Raw genomic sequence first — 16,332 nt, forward strand, 5'->3', positions numbered from 1 at the left:
GGAGGAAAGGAGCCGGGATGGCTGTGGCGATGGAAGGGATCACCTTTGAGGCCTTCAAAGGCCGACCGTATGTCGAAGGCGTGGGCCGGCGCAAGCGGGCCGTGGCCCGGGTCCGGCTGTATACAGGCGGGACCGGCGTCTTCATTGTCAACAACAAGCCGGTCCAGGACTACTTCGTGCGCCCGCAGGATCTCCACCATCTGTTCGAGCCATTGCGTCTGGTCGGGCTGGAGGGGAAGCTGGACGTGACGGTGAAGGTGGAGGGGGGTGGCCTCACCGGGCAGGCCGGGGCGGTCCGTTTGGGATTGGCCCGCGCGCTGCTCGCCATCGATCCGAGCCTGCGGCCGTTGCTCAAGCAACATGGCATGCTGACCCGCGATCCGCGGGAGAAAGAGCGCAAGAAGCCGGGCCTCAAGCGGGCGCGCAAGGCCCCGCAGTCGCCCAAGCGCTGAAGCGCGATGGCGGATCCAAATGGCGAAGCTCCGGGGGCGGGCAGGAGCGCCATGTCCTCCTGCCCGCCCCTTCTCTGTTCGCACGGTCAGGGATCCCGTGCCTCCGGGGCGGACGATCCGAGGATCCGCCGCAGCTCCCGGAGGACCAGATCCGGGCGTTCGTCGCGCACCAGCGGCAGGCGGATCCGCGTCCGCCGAATCTGATCCAGATCGATGGAGGCCAGGATCAGCGCCTCGTCGAAATAAGGACCCTGGACGACCAGATCCCCGTTGGGGTCGAAGATGGTCGACCCGCCCCAGAAGTTCTGACCGTCCTCGAAGCCGGCGCGGTTGACATGGATGACGAACACGGTGAAGAGGCTGGCGTAGGCCTGATTGACCAGCTCCACCCAGCGCGCGCTTCCCAGCTTCCCGGGGATCCCCAGGCCGCGCCCGGGGCTGGCGGAGGTGAAGATCAACACTTCCGCCCCGTCCAGCCACAGCAGGTAGGGAGGGCTGACATGCCAGAAATCCTCACAGATCAGCAGGCCGAAACGGCCGAACCGGGTGCGGAAGGCGCGGACTCGGTCGCCGGGGGCCATGTCCCGGCCTTCGTCGAACATCCCGTAGGTGGGCAGATACACCTTGCGATGACGATGGAGCATCTGCCCCCCGGAGAGATAGGCCCCCGCGGTATAGTAGCGTCCCCGTTCATCGATCTCCACAAACCCCACCACCAGATCCACCCGCCGGCTGGCGTCCAGCAGCGGGCGGAGGATCGGATGATCCGGCTCCGGCCGGATGGCCACCTCGTAGGTCAGGTCCTGCAGCACGTAGCCCGTGAGGGAGAGCTCGGGGAACACGACGAGGTCGGCGCCCCGCGCCGCCGCCTCCTCGATGAACTCCAGATGCTTCTCCAGGTTCGCCTCCAGATCCCCCAGGCGAGGATAGATCTGGGCCAGTCCCACCTTCAGGGTGCTCATCTGTCTGGCTCCCGGGATGGGATAGCGGCGTGAAGTAAAATCCGGATGGTCATCCCTATTTTAGGCTCGTGAGGAGCGAGGGAGGATGCGCTGGACACAGGGAGTGGGGCTTCTCGCCCTGATGGCCGCAGCGGCCTGCGCCCCGCTGGGGAGGCCGTCCCGTCTGCTCGTCCTCTGGCACGCCCTGGATCCCGAACGGGGGGCTGCCCTGGCTCGGCTGACCGAGGCCTTTATGGCCCGGCATCCGGACGTGGCGATTTACATCGAAACCTTCCCCGGCTCCTCCGAGCTGCTCCGTCGTCTCCATCAGCCCTCGGAGCGCGGGCCTGATCTCGTGCTGATCCCCTCCGAGGCGGTCCCCGCCCTCGTGCAGGCCGGCCGGCTGACCCCCTTGAGGCCCTGGATGGAGGATCCGGTCCGCGGCCTTTCTGCGGCGGAGCGCCAGGATCTGTTGCCCCCCACGACGGCGGGCTCCCTCCCTTTCCTTCGGGAAGGGCTGGTGCTCTACGCGGACATCGATCGCTTGCTGGAGTCCGGCCTGGAGCAACCCCCGGGGGACTGGGAGGCGATCCGCCAGGTCTGCCTGCGGGGCGCGCTGGATCTGAACGGCGATGGGATCCCGGACACCGCGGGCTGGATGGCGCCACGGGCAGCCTGGACGCTTCAGGGGTGGCTGGCCGGGCGCTCCGAGGCCGAGGCCCAGGCGCTGCTGGAGGCGGTGCAGGGGATGCTCCGGGTGGGCTGCGCCCGCCTGGCGGATCCCCCGCAGGCGCTGCGGGCCTTCCTGGAGGGCGAAACGGTCCTCCTCTTCGGCTCCAGCCGCTGGCTCTTCACGCTGGAACGGGAAAGCGAGGCCGGGCGCCTGCGCTTCCGCCCGGCCCTCGCCCCGCTGCCGGATCCCGGGATGCGCGGCCGTCCGATCCTGCCGGGATGGGGCTGGGATCTGGCGATCGCCGCGACGGATCCAGGCCAGCAGGCCGCCGCGTGGTCCTTCATCCGCTGGACCCTGGATCCGGAGGTGCAGGTCCGCTGGGCGCAGGAGGCGCAGGCCCTTCCGGTTCGCCGGACGGCGGCCGTTCGCCTCCAGCAGCTCGCCGGCCCGGACAGCCTCGTGGGTCAGCTGATGAAATGGGTGCTGGAAGGTTACCAGGAGGAGCCCGCGGATCAGCGTCCTGCGGCCCCTCGTCTGGAGGAAGCGCTCCGCCTTCTCGAGAGCGGGACGGCCGTTTCGATCCTCCTGGATCGATTGCGGAGCCCATAAGCGGGAGGAGACCATGAGCCCATCGGGCGCCCATCTGGAGGTCTGGCTGCTGACGGCGATCGAGGCCGCCCTGGCAGGAGGTGCGGTCCTCCGCGCCCACTGGCCGATGCCGCGCCAGGTGCACGAGAAAGGGTTCCGGGATTGGGTGACCGCGGCGGACCTGGCCGCTCAGGAGGCCGTCGTGGCGGTGATCCGGCGCCACGATCCCGCCCATCGTGTGCTGGGGGAAGAGGGCACGTCCCAGGAGGAAGCGCGGGAGGCGATGGCCCAGGGCATCGTCTGGGTGGTGGATCCTCTGGATGGGACGACGAACTTCGCCCGGCGCCTGCCGTATTTCGCCGTCTCCGTCGGCCTGCTGGTGGAAGGGGAGCCGGTGGTCGGGGTGATCTACGCTCCCCTCCAGGATATGTTGTTCACAGCCGCCCGGGGCCGGGGCGCTTTCCTGAACGGCAGGCCCATCCGGGTCAGCGAGACGGAGCGCCTGGAGCAGGCGTTGATCGGGCTGGACTGGGGGCATCGCAACGAGACGCGGGAGCAGGTCCTGGCCTGGCTGAGCTACCTGGCGGTGCGTTGCCAGACCGTGCGGGCCATCGGATCCGCCGCCCTGGGGATGGCCTACGTGGCCGCGGGCTGGCTGGATCTGTATTTCCACCTGGCGCTGCAGCCATGGGACGTGGCCGCCGCCGCCGTGCTGGTCCGGGAGGCGGGGGGACAGATGAATCGCCCGGATGGCTCTCCCTGGACGTTCCGGGATGCGGGGGCGGTGGTGAGCAACGGTCGGCTGGATCGAGCGGTGTGGGCCCTGCTCGGGGAATCCTCCGGCCGCTGAGATCGGTGCGCCGCGCTCGGGGCTCCGCATCCGCGATTTCCCGCTAAACCCGGATTTGACAAGAGGGGGAAATCTGGTAGAATGAGGGTGCGTGAGGAGCACACGCGGAAGGGAAGTCGAAGGCCAGACCGCCGGGTCGCCCGAGACGCCCGGCGGTTTTTTGTTGACCCGGAGATCGGCCCCTGGCCATCCCCCGGTCCGTCCTCGAGCCCTTCCAGAACAACGGAAGCCTGGGCTCCGGCTTCGTCCTAACTTTACGTAAGGAGTTCTTCCGATGTCTGAAGCACGCATGAAGGGAACCGTCCGCTGGTTCAACCGGATCAAGGGGTATGGCTTCATCCGCCCCGATCAGGGAGAGAAGGACATCTTCGTCCACTACTCCGGGATCGCCGGGGATGGCTTCCGGAACCTCGAGGAGGGGGACCGGGTGGAGTTCAGCGTCCGGCAGACCGCCAAGGGCCCCCAGGCCTACGACGTGACCCGCCTCTCCGCCTGATCTCCTGAACCGGGCATCCGGTCGCGACGGCCCTGCCGAAAGGTGGGGCCGTCGTTTTTTTAGAACGAACGCCGCGCCACGCGGCCCCTCGCGAATCCAGAGGGCGCACAGGGGGAAGAGCCCGGCCTCTGAGCCGTCAGCTTGCAAATCGAAATTCATTTCGATCGCTATCCCGGCCGGTGCGGAGAACCCCCGTCTGTCCGCAGGCGTCTTTTAAAGTCCATCAAGGGAAGGAAACCTGTTAGAATGACACAGGGTGATCAGGGATGGGATCGGAAGGCTGGTGGAAGCGAGGCCTTCGGATCTGCCACCTGGGAGTTTCACCGATGGGACGCCGGATCTATCTGGAAGATGTGCCCCTGGAGGAAGCGTGGACCCGTTTCACGCGGGCCCTCACGGAAGCGGGCCTCGACGCTCCCTTTCCCGGAGAGTGGGTGCCGCTGGAGCAGGCCCTGGGCCGGGTGACCGCGGAGCCCATCTGGGCGCGCCTCTCCGTCCCGCCCTATGCGGCGGCGGCGATGGACGGCTTCGCCGTGCGGGCTCAGGATACCGTGGGGGCCACCGAGACCCAGCCCCGCGTGCTTCCCGTCCCGCCCGGTCCGGACGGCATCGGCGCCTGCTATGTGGACACCGGCGATCCCCTCCCCCCATGGGCGGACGCGGTGGTCCCGGTGGAGCAGGTGCAGTTCGATGGGGAAGCCCCGGAGCGGGCCACCCGGATCACTCTCTATCAGCCGGTCCCCCCCTGGGCCAACGTCCGCCCGGTGGCGGAGGACATCGCGGCGGCCGAGCTGGTGTTGCCGGCCAATCACCGCCTGCGGCCGGTGGACCTGGGGGTGATCGCGGCGTGCGGATATGCGACCGTGCCGGTGCGCCGGTTGCCGCGGGTGGCCATCCTCCCGACCGGAACGGAGCTCATCCCTCCGGAGGAAGCGGCGGCCCGCGGGGTGCGCCCCGGGGAGCTCATCGAGTTCAACTCGCTGGTGCTGGCGGCCCAGGTCCGGGAGTGGGGCGGGCTCCCCACGCGTTTCCCCATCGTTCCCGACGATTTCGAGCGCCTGCTGGAGGCCACACGGGAGGCCGCGCGGACCCACGACCTGGTTCTCATCAACGCCGGCTCCTCGGCGGGCAGCGAGGATTTCACCGCGCGGGTGGTCTCCACCCTCGGGACGCTGCTGGTCCATGGGGTGGCGGTGCGCCCCGGCCATCCCGTGATCTTGGGGATCCTCCGGGTGGATGGGCGTTCGGTCCCGGTCATCGGCGTCCCCGGCTTCCCGGTCTCCGCGGCCCTCACCGGGGAGATCTTCGTGGAACCGTTGCTGGCGCGCTGGCTGGGCCTTCCGCCGCGCCGGCGGCCGCGCCTGGACGCTGTGCTCACCCGCAAGCTCCTTTCCCCGCTCGGCGATGAGGAGTGGGTGCGGGTGACGGTGGGGCGGGTCGGGGGACGCTATGTGGCCGCCCCGCTTTCCCGAGGGGCGGGGGTGCTCTCCTCCCTGGTGCGGGCGGATGGGATCCTGCGGATCCCCCGCTTCGTGGAGGGCTATGACCAGGGGGAGACGGTGGCGGTGGAGCTGTATACGGATCCGGAGGCGATCGAGGGGACGATTTTGGCCATCGGCAGCCATGACATGGCGCTGGATCTGATGGCTCAGTTCCTGGCGGAGCGCTGGCCGGGACGGCGGCTGCGGAGCGCGAACGCCGGCAGCCTGGGCGGGCTGATCGCCCTGCGGCGGGGGGAGTGTCATCTCGCGGGCACCCATCTCCTGGATCCCGAGAGCGGCGAATACAACCTCCCTTATGTTCGCCGCTACCTGGCCGGCGTGCCCGTGGTGGTGGTCACCCTGGCCCACCGCGAGCAGGGCCTGATGGTGGCCCCAGGGAACCCGAAGGGGATCCGGGATCTCCGGGATCTGGCGCGGCCGGACGTGCGGTTCGTTAACCGCCAGCGGGGCGCCGGGACGCGGGTGCTGCTGGATTACTATCTGCAGCGCCTGGGGATCGATCCGGCCTCCATCTCGGGTTACGATCGGGAGGAGCTGACGCATCTGGCGGTGGCGGCAGCGGTGGCCAGCGGCCGGGCTGACGTCGGGCTTGGGATTCGAGCGGCGGCGGCGGCGATGGGGCTGGATTTCCTCCCCCTGGCTCTGGAGCGCTATGATCTGGTGATCCCCCAGGATCTGTATGAGGACCCCTGGTTCCGCCCGCTCCGGGAGCTCCTGCATGACTCCCGGTTCCGGGCCGCGGTGGCGGCATTGCCGGGTTACGATGTCCGGGCGATGGGGGTTGAAGTGGCCCGCCTCGGTCCGTGAACGGGTGGGACCGCCAGGTGCCATCGGCCGGAATGGGCCTCCGGCCGATGGTGGGTTTTTGCCGGCCGCGTCATTTGTAGGTGTAGGAGGGGCTTTAGCCCCGAATCTCTGTCTTCGAGGCAGCGAGGTCGCGGCTGAAGCCGCTCCTACAATACGGATGCCGAAATGAATTTCGGCTTACGTGCCGAACCTCCGTCTTCGATGGCGTGATGGGGCGCGGCGAAAGCCGCGCCTACTATGTGGATGGCGAAACGAATTTGGGCCTGCAGAAGCAATGGGTCGCGGCGGAAGCTGTTCCTGCCGGCAGGAGGGCTTTCGCCTCGATGCCCGGTTTTCTCCTGAGGAAGCGGGTGCGGAGCGCCCCGGAGGTCGAACCCGCCCTCGGCCTTGGGGCGCATCCTGCGGCGGGTGTGTCCCAATTTTGTCGGGCCTCGCCGCGTTATAGGACAACTGCTCGCAGTTGTCCTACGGTTTTGGGGCACACCCCCCTGCGGCGAGGGTCTTGACAGGATCCGTTCTCCCCCCTATAATTTAAGCAAACGTTCGTTAGCAAAAATGGCGCGAGGAAGCAGGAGCGATCGACGCAGGGCGATCTTGCGGGTGGCCGGGCGGCTCTTCAGCCAGCGCGGCTACTACGGGACGTCCATCCGGGACATCGCGGCGGCGATCCGCCTGCAGGGAGGGAGCCTCTATGCGCACATCGCCTCCAAGGAGGAGCTGCTCTGGGAGATCGTGGACGAGGCGGCGCAGGCCTTCCTCTCCAGCCTGGAGCCCATCGTCCGCTCGGAGCGGCCTCCTCTGGAGAAGCTGCGCATGGCGGTGGCCGCCCACATCCGGGTGGTGACGGAGCGTCAGGATGCGGCGGTGGTCTTCAACCACGAATGGCGGGCGCTGAGCCCGAAACGCCGGAGCGAGATCCTCGCCCGCCGGGACGCCTATGAGGCGCTCTTCCGGGAGATCCTGCGGGAGGGGATCGCGGCCGGTGTCTTCCGGGCAGACCTGGATGTCCCGCTGATCACCCGCTTCATCCTGACCGCCTTGAACGGGGTGGCCGTGTGGTATCAGCCGAAAGGCCCGCTCTCGCCGGATCAGATCGCGGAGGCCTTCAGCGACTGGGCGGTGCGAGGGCTGGTTCGCTCGGAATCCCCGTCTGCGGATCCGTGAAGGAAGGAGGGGCCCATGATCACCTACCGCATCCAGGGTCATCCGGTTCCGGTTCCGGAGCAGGCGCCGCCTCCCCAGGAGGGCCCGGAATACGAGGCCCGTCTGGCGGAGTTCGAGGCGCGCATCGCCCGGGGGGAGAAGATCGAACCCACCGACTGGATGCCGGAGGAATACCGGCGTCAGCTGATCCGGATGATCTCCCAGCACGCCCACAGCGAGATCGTGGGGATGCTCCCCGAAGGGAAGTGGATCCCGCACGCCCCCACCCTCCGGCGCAAGCTGATCCTCATCGCCAAGGTGCAGGACGAGGGGGGCCACGGCCAGCTGCTGTATCGGGCGGCGGAGACCCTGGGGATCAGCCGGGAGGAGATGATCGAGGCTTTCCTGGCCGGGAAGGCCAAGTATTCGGTGGTGTTCAACTACCCCACGCCCACCTGGGCCGATGTGGCGGCCATCGGGCTGCTGATCGACGGCGCGGCGGTGGTCAACCAGCTGATGCTGGCCCAGGGCTCCTACGGCCCCTACGCCCGGGCGATGAAGCGCATCTGCTATGAGGAATCCTTCCACATCAAGCAAGGCTACGACGCCTTCGTCGCCCTGGCCACCGGCACCCCCGCCCAGCGGCAGATGATCCAGGAGGCGGTGAACCGCTGGTGGTATCCGGCGCTGATGCTCTTCGGCCCGCCGGACCGCGACTCGGTGCACACCCCGACGCTGCTGCGCTGGCGCATCAAGACGAAGACCAACGACCAGCTGCGGCAGGAGTTCGTGGATCAATACGCGCCGATGGTGCTGCGCCTGGGCCTCACCATCCCGGATCCGAACCTGCGCTACGATCCCGAGACCGGGCACTGGCGCTTCAGCGAGCCGGACTGGGAGGAGTTCTGGCGGGTGATCAAGGGCGACGGCCCTTGCAACGCGGAGCGGATGGCGGTCCGGCGCCGGGCCCACGAGGAGGGGCGCTGGGTGCGGGAGGCTCTAACAGCGAAGGCGGCGCAGCGGACGAATGGAGGGGGCAATGGCCGATACGCAGTGGCCGGTCTATGAGGTCTTCCTCCAGGAGAAGCGGGGCGACCCCCACGTCCACGTGGGAGCGGTCCACGCCCCCGACCCGGAGATGGCCCTGATCCTGGCCAAAGAGCAGTTCGCCCGTCGGGGCCGTTGCGCCAGCCTGTGGGTGGTCCCCGCGGAAGCGATCTACGCTTCCCGGGCCGAGGAGGCGGAGGAGCTGTTCGCCTCCGCTCTGGAGAAAGAGTATCGGGAGCCCCGGGGCTTCCGGGTGACGGAGCGGGTGCGGAGGTGGATGGAGCGCCATGGCCAGTCCCTCCCTGAAGCCGAATGAAGCGGTTCCGCTCCCGGATCCCCTCCGGGAGGCGGTGGGGCATCTTCTTCTGGCGATGGCCGACGACGAGGTCCTGCTGGGCCATCGGGACGCGGAGTGGGTGGGCCATGCCCCCATCCTGGAGGCGGACATCGCCATGGCCAGCATCGCCCAGGACGAGATCGGGCATGCGGTCCTCTGGTATTCGTTGCTGCAGGAGCTGGGGTGGCCCGACCCCGACCGCATGGCCTACTTCCGGGATCCCCCGGAGTTCCGCAACGCTACCCTGGTGGAGCTGCCCCGGGGGGATTGGGCCTTCACGGTGGTCCGCCAGTTCCTTTTCGATTACGCGGAGAAGGTCCGCCTGGAGGCCTTGATGAACAGCGCCTATCCGCCGCTGGCGGCGGCGGCGACGAAGGTCCGCCGGGAGGAGACCTATCATCTGATGCACAGCCGGGCCTGGGTGCTGCGGCTGGGGGATGCCACAGAGGAGAGCCACCGCCGGATGCAGGCGGCTCTGGAGCAGGCATGGCCGCACGCCCTGGGGCTGTTCGAGCCGGCGCCCGGAGAGGACCTGCGGGTGGCGGCGGGGATCCAGCCGCCGGAGGCCGAGCTGCGGGCCCGCTGGGAGGCGGAGGTGCGTCCCATCCTGGAGGCGGCCTCCCTGAAGATCCCGGAGGCGGAGCCCGTTTACGGCGGGCGGATCGGCCGGCACACGGAGCACCTGACTGCCCTGCTAACGGATTTCCAGATGGTCGCACGCTCCGGGATGGGGGAGACATGGTGAACGACGGACGGGCGGACGGGCCGGGGCTGACCCGGGAGGCGATCCTCGCCGCGCTGGAGGCGGTGAAGGATCCGGAGATCCCCACGGTCTCGGTGGTGGACCTGGGGTTGATCTACGACGTCCGGGTGGGCGATGACATGGTGGAGGTGGACTTCGCGCCCACCTTTGTGGGGTGTCCGGCCCTGCACGTGATGGAGCGGGAGATCGTCGAGCGCATCCAGGCCCTGGGGGCGCGGCGGGTTCAGGTGCGGCGGATATATCGGCCGCCGTGGACACCGGAACGGATGAGCGAGCGGGCACGACAGGCGCTTCGGGAGCTGGGGATCGCGCCGCCCCGGCCGTCTGCGGGGGAGATCACCCCGGAGTTGCTGAAGGGGGTGCCGTGCCCCTTCTGCGGCTCCACGAGCACGCGGATGGAGAACCTCTTCGGGCCCACCTCGTGCCGCGCGCTGTTTTATTGTGAGGCATGCCGGCAGCCTTTTGAGGCCTTCAAGCCGCTGTAAGGTCCCGCGCGGGTGGGGATGTAGGCTCGTGCCTTTGTTTTCGGATCGTCCGCCTCAACGGGACTCCCCCCACCATACCTCCAGAAGCGGTCGTCCCTCCGTGTTCCAGTCTTCGGCGTCGGAGGACACGAAATATTTGCCGCTGTGATAAGCCGAATCGGCGCTGTAGAGGATCAGCCGCAGCGGCTCGCCCCGCGCATAGGCCTGCGCGACCGCATAGGAGACATCCCAGGTGCGGGGAACGCCAGGCCACCCCGGCCACTCGAGAAGGGGATCCACCCAGGCGCCGCCGACGTTCTCATATGCCAGCGGCGCGTTGTTCCAGGTGATGGTCTCCTCATCCCAATCCGCCGAGGCGATCAGCACCTGGATCCATGAAGGCCGGGCCTGTCCGGGATCCCCGGCGTTGCCGAACTGATGGAGGGTGAGCGTAGCCGAGATGATTGTCTTCCCCCGCGGAATCGCGTCCAGAGGGAAGGTCACGTAATATTTAGCGAAGCACGGCCAGTCAGCGACATCGGATTGATTCTGGATGTTGAAGTCGGGCGCGTGGCCGTCGTTGCGGTTCCCCCATTCGTTCCAGATGTAGTGTTCATCGCCGGGACACTGGTTGGATGTGGTGCCGCCCACGTTGGCGTCCGGGACGAGGGGGCTGTTCCGCACAGGGCGGCGGATCCGGATGTAACCAGTCGGGACGGCGGTGGCGTGATAAGCGGGGAGGCCGAAGTGCAGAAAGCCCCAGCAGCTTGGGTCGTCCGGCGAGGCGGAGGGCGGCCAGGAGGTCTCCTCGAGGGGTGGATCTTCCATGGAATCCCGGTCATGAACCCGAACGGCCAGCCGCCAGATGGTCCCCTCGGGGGGCGCGGAGGTCAGGCCCAGGCTGGAAAAGGGAATGGTGAAGCCCATGGCCCAGCCCCGGTCGCTCTCGCGGTCGTCGTTCAGGGCGTTTCCCCGCCAGCCCGGGACCGCGTTGAACGGAACGTGGATCGGCTTCCAGCCTTCGGCGCTTCCCCGCTCGACGTTCCGTCGAGACGGGCTGGGCTCGCTGTAGAGCTGGGCGACGAAGCGCCATGACGAAAGAGAAAGCCGATCGCCGCCGGAGGTGTCCAGCAGGATCGTTGCGGCGTCCCATTGCGTCAGCGTCTGCGGCGTGGGGTTCTCATCATACCAGAGGTGACGGTCAAAGATGGCCAGGTAGATGAAGAGCTCGCGGGCGTTGTAGCCCACGCGGATGTCGGTATAGTTCCGCGTGGGGGAGACCTGCCCGAACCAGGCGATGGCGCTCTGCTCGAAGGGGATCGGGCCTTCGAAGCGGGGGGCATGAATCCGAGGCAACATCTCAGGGGCACAGAGATCCCGGAGCGCAGGGGTGGCGGAAAGGGTTGGAGATGAGGACGGGAGCGTTCCTTCGGTCAAGGTGGGGGAAGGAGACGGGGGCCGTCGCGAGCGGAGCAGCAAGCCCATCCCCATCAGCGTGAGGATGCCCAGCGTGATGAGCCATCCGACCGGGAGCGATCGACCTCTTCTCGTTTCAAAGGACATGAAGCTCCTCCTCGGGCCAACGAATGCGCACATGGGCTACCATACCGGCGCTTCAGCGCGGCGTCAAAGGGCGTGTGGGATCCGGCAAGCATCGGGAGCTCCGATGAGGAGGGAGCCGGGTGATGGGCGTCGGTCCCGTGCGCTCATCGGATGACGATCCTGGGAGGGAGGAAGGGATGCGCGCGGGGGATATGGCGATCCTGCTGGCGCTGGGGGCCATCTGGGGGGCCTCGTATCTCTTTTTCGCCCTTGGGGTGCGGACGATCCCGCCGTTCACGTTCGTGGCGGGACGGCTGTTGATCGCCGCCGCCCTCCTCGGGCTGTTCCGACGGCTCCGTCCGGGCCCCCGGGCGGATCCGCCCTGGGGGACCTATCTGGTGATGGGGGCCTTCAACGCCGCGCTTCCCCACACGCTGGTCGCCTGGAGCGAGCGGACCATCGCCAGCGGGCTGGCGGGGGTGCTGATCGCCACCATGCCCCTCTGGGCCGCCGGGTTCACGGCCATCGGGTTGCGGGAGGAGCGACCCTCGCGGCGCCAGCTGGCCGGGCTGCTCCTGGGCTTCCTGGGGATCCTGGTCCTGTTGTTCCCGGACCTGCGGCGGGCGGCTCATGCGCATCTGCTCAGCGAGGGGGCCGTGGTAGCAGCCGCCATCTCGTATGCCGCAGCCACCGTCTACGCCCGACGGGCGCTGCGGGGGGTCCCGCCGGTGGACGCGGCCATCGGGCAGCTGGGATGCGGTGGATGGATGGCGCTCCCCTTGAGCCTGCTCCTGGATCGGCCGTGGGCGCTCTCCCCGGCCCCTGAGTCCCTCGCCGCCCTGATCCTTCTGGCGGTCCTGGGCACGGCGATCGCTTACGTGATGTATTATGCGCTGCTCGAGCGGACCGGGGTGATCGGGGTTTCCCTGGTGGTGTATCTCAATCCGATCTTCGCGGTGCTCTGGGGGGCGCTATGGCTCGGCGAGCCCCTCTCAGGGTGGCTTCTCGCAGGCCTGGCGCTGATCCTGGCCGGGGTGTTTCTGGCCGGGCGGTGAGCGCCCAGACCGACAACCGATGGGTCCGGGCGCCCGCCGCGCCGGAGCGATCCGAGACCGCAAGGGATCGGCCTGCATCGACCCGGACTCCGGTCACGGGGTGGGCAGCGGCGTCAGCGGAAGCGTCGGCAGGGGGATCGGCGTCGGCGCGGGCGTGGCCTCCTCCGGTGTCGGGGTGGGGAGCGGCGTAGGCGTGACGGTCGGGATCGGCGTGGGTGTGGGGACGATCCCGTTGTCCACGTAGGTCCGCACCTCTCCGACGAAGACCTGCCCGGCGCGGTTGAAGGCGGTCACCCGCAGGGCATACCACCCCGTGGGCAGCCCGGAGGTATCCCAGACGGTGATCTGGCCATCGCGGACCGGCGCCAGATGCGGGCCGCTCAGCCACTGCCAGGCGACGCCGTCCGCCCCCACGATGCCCCATTCCACATTGTAGTAGGCGAAGTCCGGGATCCATACCGTCCCCTGCACGGGGACGATGCCTCGGACCACGGTGCTTTCGTTGGGCCATCGGATGATGACCTGGGGGATGGCCGCAGTGCAGACCTCGCTGGGCGGCTGAGGGATCTGACGCTGCTCGGCCCACCAGCGCCCTTCCTCGGGCACGATGTAGAACACCCGCTCGATGGGCGGGCCCGGGCAACCCTCGGCGTAACGCAGCCCGGTGGCCCCGTCCAGGACCACGAGCTGCCAGAGGTCATGCTCCGGGCCGGGCGGGGGCTGATCGGCGGCGAAGACCTCCACCCGCCGCCGGTCGGGGGGGCAGTAGGGCGAGGGCCGCGTCCCCGAATCCAGACAGATCTCCAGCTCGATGATCCCGGGCGGCCGGCGGAACTCCCGGGGCGGCAGGTTCAGGATGCGATGGGCCTCTTCCATCACATCATGCCAGACCGGCGCCGCGCCGGTGATGCCGGTGACCCCCTTCATCTCCGAGTTGTCGGCGTTGCCCACCCAGACCCCGACCACCAGATCCGGGCTGTAGCCCAGCGTCCAGTTGTCCCGGAAGTCGTTGGTGGTCCCCGTCTTGGCGGCCGCCGGCCGTGAGAGCTTGAGCGGGCTGTTGGGCCCGAAGGCGGCCTTGCGGGCCTCGTTGTCGGAGAGGATATGGGTGATGAGATAGGCGTGCTCCGGGCGCATCACCGGCTGCCCCGGCGGCGGCGTGTATTCGTAGAGCACGCGGCCGAAGGCATCGGTGATCCGACGGACCGGAACCGGGGGCACGCGCCGGCCTTCGTTGGCGAAGGCCGCATACAGCCCGACCATCTCCAGCAAGGGCACCTCGCCGCCGCCCAGGGTGAGGGAAAGCCCGTAATCCGGCCGGGTGAGGGTGGTGATGCCCAGATCCCGGGCCCGCTGGAGGAAGGCCGGCAGCCCCACGAAGGCCAGGGCCTTCACCGCCGGGACGTTGTAAGAGTTCCCCAGCGCATAGCGCACGGTGACCGGCCCGTGGAAGCGGCGATCATAGTTGACCGGCTCGTAGAATCGCCCCGGCCCGTCCGGGAAGCGGGTCGGCACGTCCCAGATCAGGGTGGCGGGGGTCCACCCCTTTTCGAAGGCCACGAGGTAGGTCAACGGTTTGATGGAGGAGCCCGGCTGGCGGGGGACGATGGCCATGTTGATCTGGCCGCCGTGGGCGGCGTCGTTGTAATCGGGGCTCCCCACCATGGCCAGGATCTCACCGGTGCGGGGATCCAGGATCACCACGGCCCCGTTGTGGACGTTCTTATCGGCCAGCTTGGCCAGGTGCTCCCGCAGGACGCGGGTCGCCATCCGCTGGAGGCGGAGGTCCAGGGTGGTCTCCACCCGCAGCCCGCCCCGGTGGAGGGTCTGGGGGTCCAGGCCGAAGGTCTGTTCCAGCCACTGCAGCACATAGAGGGCGAAATGGGGCGCCTCGGGGGCGGGGGAGGCGGCCGGGGGCTTCTGGAAGGGATACGCCTGCATCTCCCGGGCGGCGGCCTCTGCCTGCTCCGGGGTGATGAAGCCGGCCTCCACCATCAGCCGGAGCACGTCCCGCTGACGCCGCAGGGCCCGCTCCCGACCCTCTGGGGTGAAGGGATCATACAGGGCCGGGGCCTGGGGGAGCCCGGCCAGGAAGGAGGCCTCCGCCAGGGTGAGGTCTTTGGCCGGCTTCCCGAAGTAGGTGCGGGCGGCGGCCTCCACGCCATAGGCCAGGTTCCCGTAGTAGATGGTGTTGAGATAGATCTCCAGGATCTGCTCCCGGGGGTAACGGCGGGTGATCTCCGCGGCCAGCACCGCCTCCTTGATCTTGCGCCGCAGCGTCCGCTCCGGGGAGATGATCAGATTGCGCACCAGCTGCTGGGGGATGGTGCTGGCGCCGCTGACCACCTCCCCCTCCCGGATCGCCTGGTAGATCGCCCGGACGATGGCGATGGGGTCGAACCCCGGATGTTGCCAGAACCGGGGGTCCTCGGTGGCCACAGTGGCCCGGATCAGCCAGGGGGAGATCTCCGAGAGGCGGACCAGCTGGCGGCGCCCGCTCTGGGGGTCGGCGATCTCCCCGATCAGCTCCCCGTTGCGGTCCGTGAGCACCAGCGAGGTGGAGAGGTTCAGGGCTCGCTCCTGGAGCGTTTCCGGCGGCGGCAGCTGCATGGCCACATAGACGTAGCCGGCCAGGGCGGCCACGCTCCCCGCGGCGCCCAGCAGGATCAGGATCAGCAACCCAGCGAGGATGCGCCGGCCCCAGGGGCGGCGGGAGGCCGCCGGGGTGGCGCGGGGCGGACGCGGCGGCCCTCCCGACGGCCCTCCCGCCGTCGGCCGCGGTGGGATCCGCTGCGTGCGATCCCGGCCCGGCACCCACCAGCCGGCCGTCTCGCTCACATCCCCGGTCGGATGCGGCCAATGCTCGCTCATGGACGGCTCCCCCAGCGCTGGATGCTCCGAAAGCGGCGCGGCCTTCTTCTCCTCAATCCTTCAGCAGGCGTCTCACCGTCTCCCAGACGGCGTCGAACATCTCCGACGTCAGGCGACCGGTCTGCGTGTTCTGGCGACTGGGATGATAGGAGGTGATCAGAACGGGCCACCCGGGTCCCAGGGGATGCACCGCCCCGTGGCGGAAGGCCGGGCGTGGCCCCTCGTAACCCAGCTCCCGCAACGCCCGTATGAACCCCTCCGTGGCGATCTGCCCCAGGGTGACCACGACCTGCAGGCGGGGGAGCGCCCGGAGCTCCCGCACCAGATACGGCCGGCACCGCGCCCGTTCCTCGGGGGACGGCTGGTTGTCGGGCGGTGCGCAGCGCACCACCGCGGTGAGATAGACGTCCCGCAGGACCAGCCCGTCCTCCCGATGGGTGGAGGTGGGCTGGTTGGCGAAGCCGGCGCGATACAGGGCGGCGATCAGGAAATCCCCCGAGCCGTCCCCGGTGAACATGCGCCCGGTCCGGTTCGCCCCGTGGGCGGCCGGCGCCAGGCCCACCACCAGCACCCGGGCCTGGGGGTCGCCGAAACCGGGGACCGGCCGGCCCCAGTATTCCCAGTCCCGAAATTGTCGCCGCTTGCGCCGGGCCACCGCCTCCCGATAGGCCACCAGCCGCGGGCACCGCCGGCAGGCGATCACCTCCCGGGCGATCTCCTCCAGGGATTCTCCCACCGATCCCGCCCCTCCTGTTCAGGCTATCTGTATTCTAATCCCGGACCGGCCCCGCCTCCGGGTAA

15 protein-coding genes are annotated in these 16,332 nt (G+C 68.9%); 11 read left to right on the plus strand and 4 right to left on the minus strand.

What is annotated here, in order from left to right:
* Window positions 1–17 precede the first annotated feature (17 nt).
* Window positions 18–452 carry a 30S ribosomal protein S9 gene (gene rpsI / locus KNN16_RS00780; protein WP_366972091.1) on the plus strand — a complete coding sequence of 145 codons (435 nt, stop codon included), beginning with the start codon at window positions 18–20 and terminating at the stop codon, window positions 450–452.
* An 86-nt stretch (window positions 453–538) separates the two neighbouring features.
* Here rpsI and KNN16_RS00785 read toward each other — a convergent pair whose 3' ends face one another.
* Window positions 539–1,414 (minus strand): nitrilase-related carbon-nitrogen hydrolase, encoded by an 876-nt coding sequence (locus KNN16_RS00785; protein ID WP_303898077.1) that lies wholly within the window; start codon window positions 1,412–1,414, stop codon window positions 539–541.
* A gap of 85 nt (window positions 1,415–1,499) precedes the next feature.
* Here KNN16_RS00785 and KNN16_RS00790 point away from each other — a divergent pair, with 85 nt between their 5' ends.
* The 9 genes from KNN16_RS00790 to paaD all read left to right on the plus strand — a co-directional run bounded on the left by KNN16_RS00790 (window position 1,500) and on the right by paaD (window position 10,084).
* Window positions 1,500–2,675, plus strand: a complete 1,176-nt coding sequence (locus KNN16_RS00790; RefSeq protein ID WP_303898078.1) for an extracellular solute-binding protein — start codon at window positions 1,500–1,502, stop codon at window positions 2,673–2,675.
* A gap of 13 nt (window positions 2,676–2,688) precedes the next feature.
* Window positions 2,689–3,504 (plus strand): inositol monophosphatase family protein, encoded by an 816-nt coding sequence (locus KNN16_RS00795; protein WP_299283348.1) that lies wholly within the window; start codon window positions 2,689–2,691, stop codon window positions 3,502–3,504.
* A gap of 289 nt (window positions 3,505–3,793) precedes the next feature.
* Complete coding sequence (locus tag KNN16_RS00800) at window positions 3,794–4,000, plus strand: cold-shock protein (protein WP_088572039.1); 207 nt, start codon at window positions 3,794–3,796, stop codon at window positions 3,998–4,000.
* Window positions 4,001–4,326: 326 nt separating this feature from the next.
* Complete coding sequence (locus KNN16_RS00805; RefSeq protein ID WP_303898079.1) at window positions 4,327–6,309, plus strand: molybdopterin biosynthesis protein; 1,983 nt, start codon at window positions 4,327–4,329, stop codon at window positions 6,307–6,309.
* A gap of 600 nt (window positions 6,310–6,909) precedes the next feature.
* Window positions 6,910–7,473: a TetR/AcrR family transcriptional regulator gene (locus tag KNN16_RS00810; RefSeq protein ID WP_299283392.1), complete on the plus strand. Its 564-nt coding sequence runs from the start codon at window positions 6,910–6,912 to the stop codon at window positions 7,471–7,473.
* 15 nt (window positions 7,474–7,488) lie between these two features.
* Entirely contained in the window at window positions 7,489–8,520 is a 1,032-nt protein-coding gene (gene paaA / locus KNN16_RS00815) for a 1,2-phenylacetyl-CoA epoxidase subunit PaaA (protein ID WP_303898080.1), read from the plus strand.
* Window positions 8,492–8,815, plus strand: coding sequence for a 1,2-phenylacetyl-CoA epoxidase subunit PaaB (gene paaB, locus KNN16_RS00820; protein WP_088572040.1), 324 nt, complete (start codon window positions 8,492–8,494; stop codon window positions 8,813–8,815). Before paaA ends, paaB begins: the two co-directional genes overlap by 29 nt.
* Window positions 8,787–9,581, plus strand: a complete 795-nt coding sequence (gene paaC, locus KNN16_RS00825; protein WP_299283304.1) for a 1,2-phenylacetyl-CoA epoxidase subunit PaaC — start codon at window positions 8,787–8,789, stop codon at window positions 9,579–9,581. The genes paaB and paaC overlap by 29 nt, the downstream gene beginning before the upstream one ends.
* The gene (gene paaD, locus KNN16_RS00830; protein WP_303898081.1) at window positions 9,575–10,084 is read left to right on the plus strand and encodes a 1,2-phenylacetyl-CoA epoxidase subunit PaaD; all 510 of its coding nucleotides are present in this window, start codon (window positions 9,575–9,577) and stop codon (window positions 10,082–10,084) included. Before paaC ends, paaD begins: the two co-directional genes overlap by 7 nt.
* Before the next feature lie 54 nt (window positions 10,085–10,138).
* Here paaD and KNN16_RS00835 read toward each other — a convergent pair whose 3' ends face one another.
* The gene (locus tag KNN16_RS00835) at window positions 10,139–11,626 is read right to left on the minus strand and encodes a DNRLRE domain-containing protein (RefSeq protein ID WP_303898083.1); all 1,488 of its coding nucleotides are present in this window, start codon (window positions 11,624–11,626) and stop codon (window positions 10,139–10,141) included.
* Between the two features lie 176 nt (window positions 11,627–11,802).
* On the opposite strand from KNN16_RS00835, the gene KNN16_RS00840 reads away from it, so the two are divergent.
* On the plus strand, window positions 11,803–12,660 hold the full coding sequence (locus KNN16_RS00840) for a DMT family transporter (RefSeq protein ID WP_303898084.1): 858 nt from the start codon (window positions 11,803–11,805) through the stop codon (window positions 12,658–12,660).
* Window positions 12,661–12,753: 93 nt separating this feature from the next.
* Here KNN16_RS00840 and KNN16_RS00845 read toward each other — a convergent pair whose 3' ends face one another.
* Complete coding sequence (locus KNN16_RS00845; RefSeq protein ID WP_303898086.1) at window positions 12,754–15,531, minus strand: transglycosylase domain-containing protein; 2,778 nt, start codon at window positions 15,529–15,531, stop codon at window positions 12,754–12,756.
* 52 nt (window positions 15,532–15,583) lie between these two features.
* Window positions 15,584–16,267 carry a uracil-DNA glycosylase gene (locus KNN16_RS00850; RefSeq protein ID WP_303898088.1) on the minus strand — a complete coding sequence of 228 codons (684 nt, stop codon included), beginning with the start codon at window positions 16,265–16,267 and terminating at the stop codon, window positions 15,584–15,586.
* Window positions 16,268–16,332 lie beyond the last annotated feature (65 nt).

The organism is Thermoflexus hugenholtzii, assembly GCF_018771565.1.
In the GTDB taxonomy this organism is placed as follows: domain Bacteria; phylum Chloroflexota; class Anaerolineae; order Thermoflexales; family Thermoflexaceae; genus Thermoflexus; species Thermoflexus hugenholtzii_A.

Bases quoted from the DNA above. Each gene is read 5' to 3' on its own strand.
- paaC (WP_299283304.1), top strand. From the start codon at position 8,787: ATGGCCAGTCCCTCCCTGAAGCCGAATGAAGCGGTTCCGCTCCCGGAT.
- paaA (WP_303898080.1), top strand. From the start codon at position 7,489: ATGATCACCTACCGCATCCAGGGTCATCCGGTTCCGGTTCCGGAGCAG.
- KNN16_RS00840 (WP_303898084.1), top strand. From the start codon at position 11,803: ATGCGCGCGGGGGATATGGCGATCCTGCTGGCGCTGGGGGCCATCTGG.
- KNN16_RS00835 (WP_303898083.1), bottom strand. From the start codon at position 11,626: ATGTCCTTTGAAACGAGAAGAGGTCGATCGCTCCCGGTCGGATGGCTC.
- KNN16_RS00845 (WP_303898086.1), bottom strand. From the start codon at position 15,531: ATGAGCGAGCATTGGCCGCATCCGACCGGGGATGTGAGCGAGACGGCC.
- KNN16_RS00790 (WP_303898078.1), top strand. From the start codon at position 1,500: ATGCGCTGGACACAGGGAGTGGGGCTTCTCGCCCTGATGGCCGCAGCG.
- paaD (WP_303898081.1), top strand. From the start codon at position 9,575: ATGGTGAACGACGGACGGGCGGACGGGCCGGGGCTGACCCGGGAGGCG.
- KNN16_RS00800 (WP_088572039.1), top strand. From the start codon at position 3,794: ATGAAGGGAACCGTCCGCTGGTTCAACCGGATCAAGGGGTATGGCTTC.
- KNN16_RS00785 (WP_303898077.1), bottom strand. From the start codon at position 1,414: ATGAGCACCCTGAAGGTGGGACTGGCCCAGATCTATCCTCGCCTGGGG.
- KNN16_RS00805 (WP_303898079.1), top strand. From the start codon at position 4,327: ATGGGACGCCGGATCTATCTGGAAGATGTGCCCCTGGAGGAAGCGTGG.
- paaB (WP_088572040.1), top strand. From the start codon at position 8,492: ATGGCCGATACGCAGTGGCCGGTCTATGAGGTCTTCCTCCAGGAGAAG.
- rpsI (WP_366972091.1), top strand. From the start codon at position 18: ATGGCTGTGGCGATGGAAGGGATCACCTTTGAGGCCTTCAAAGGCCGA.
- KNN16_RS00795 (WP_299283348.1), top strand. From the start codon at position 2,689: ATGAGCCCATCGGGCGCCCATCTGGAGGTCTGGCTGCTGACGGCGATC.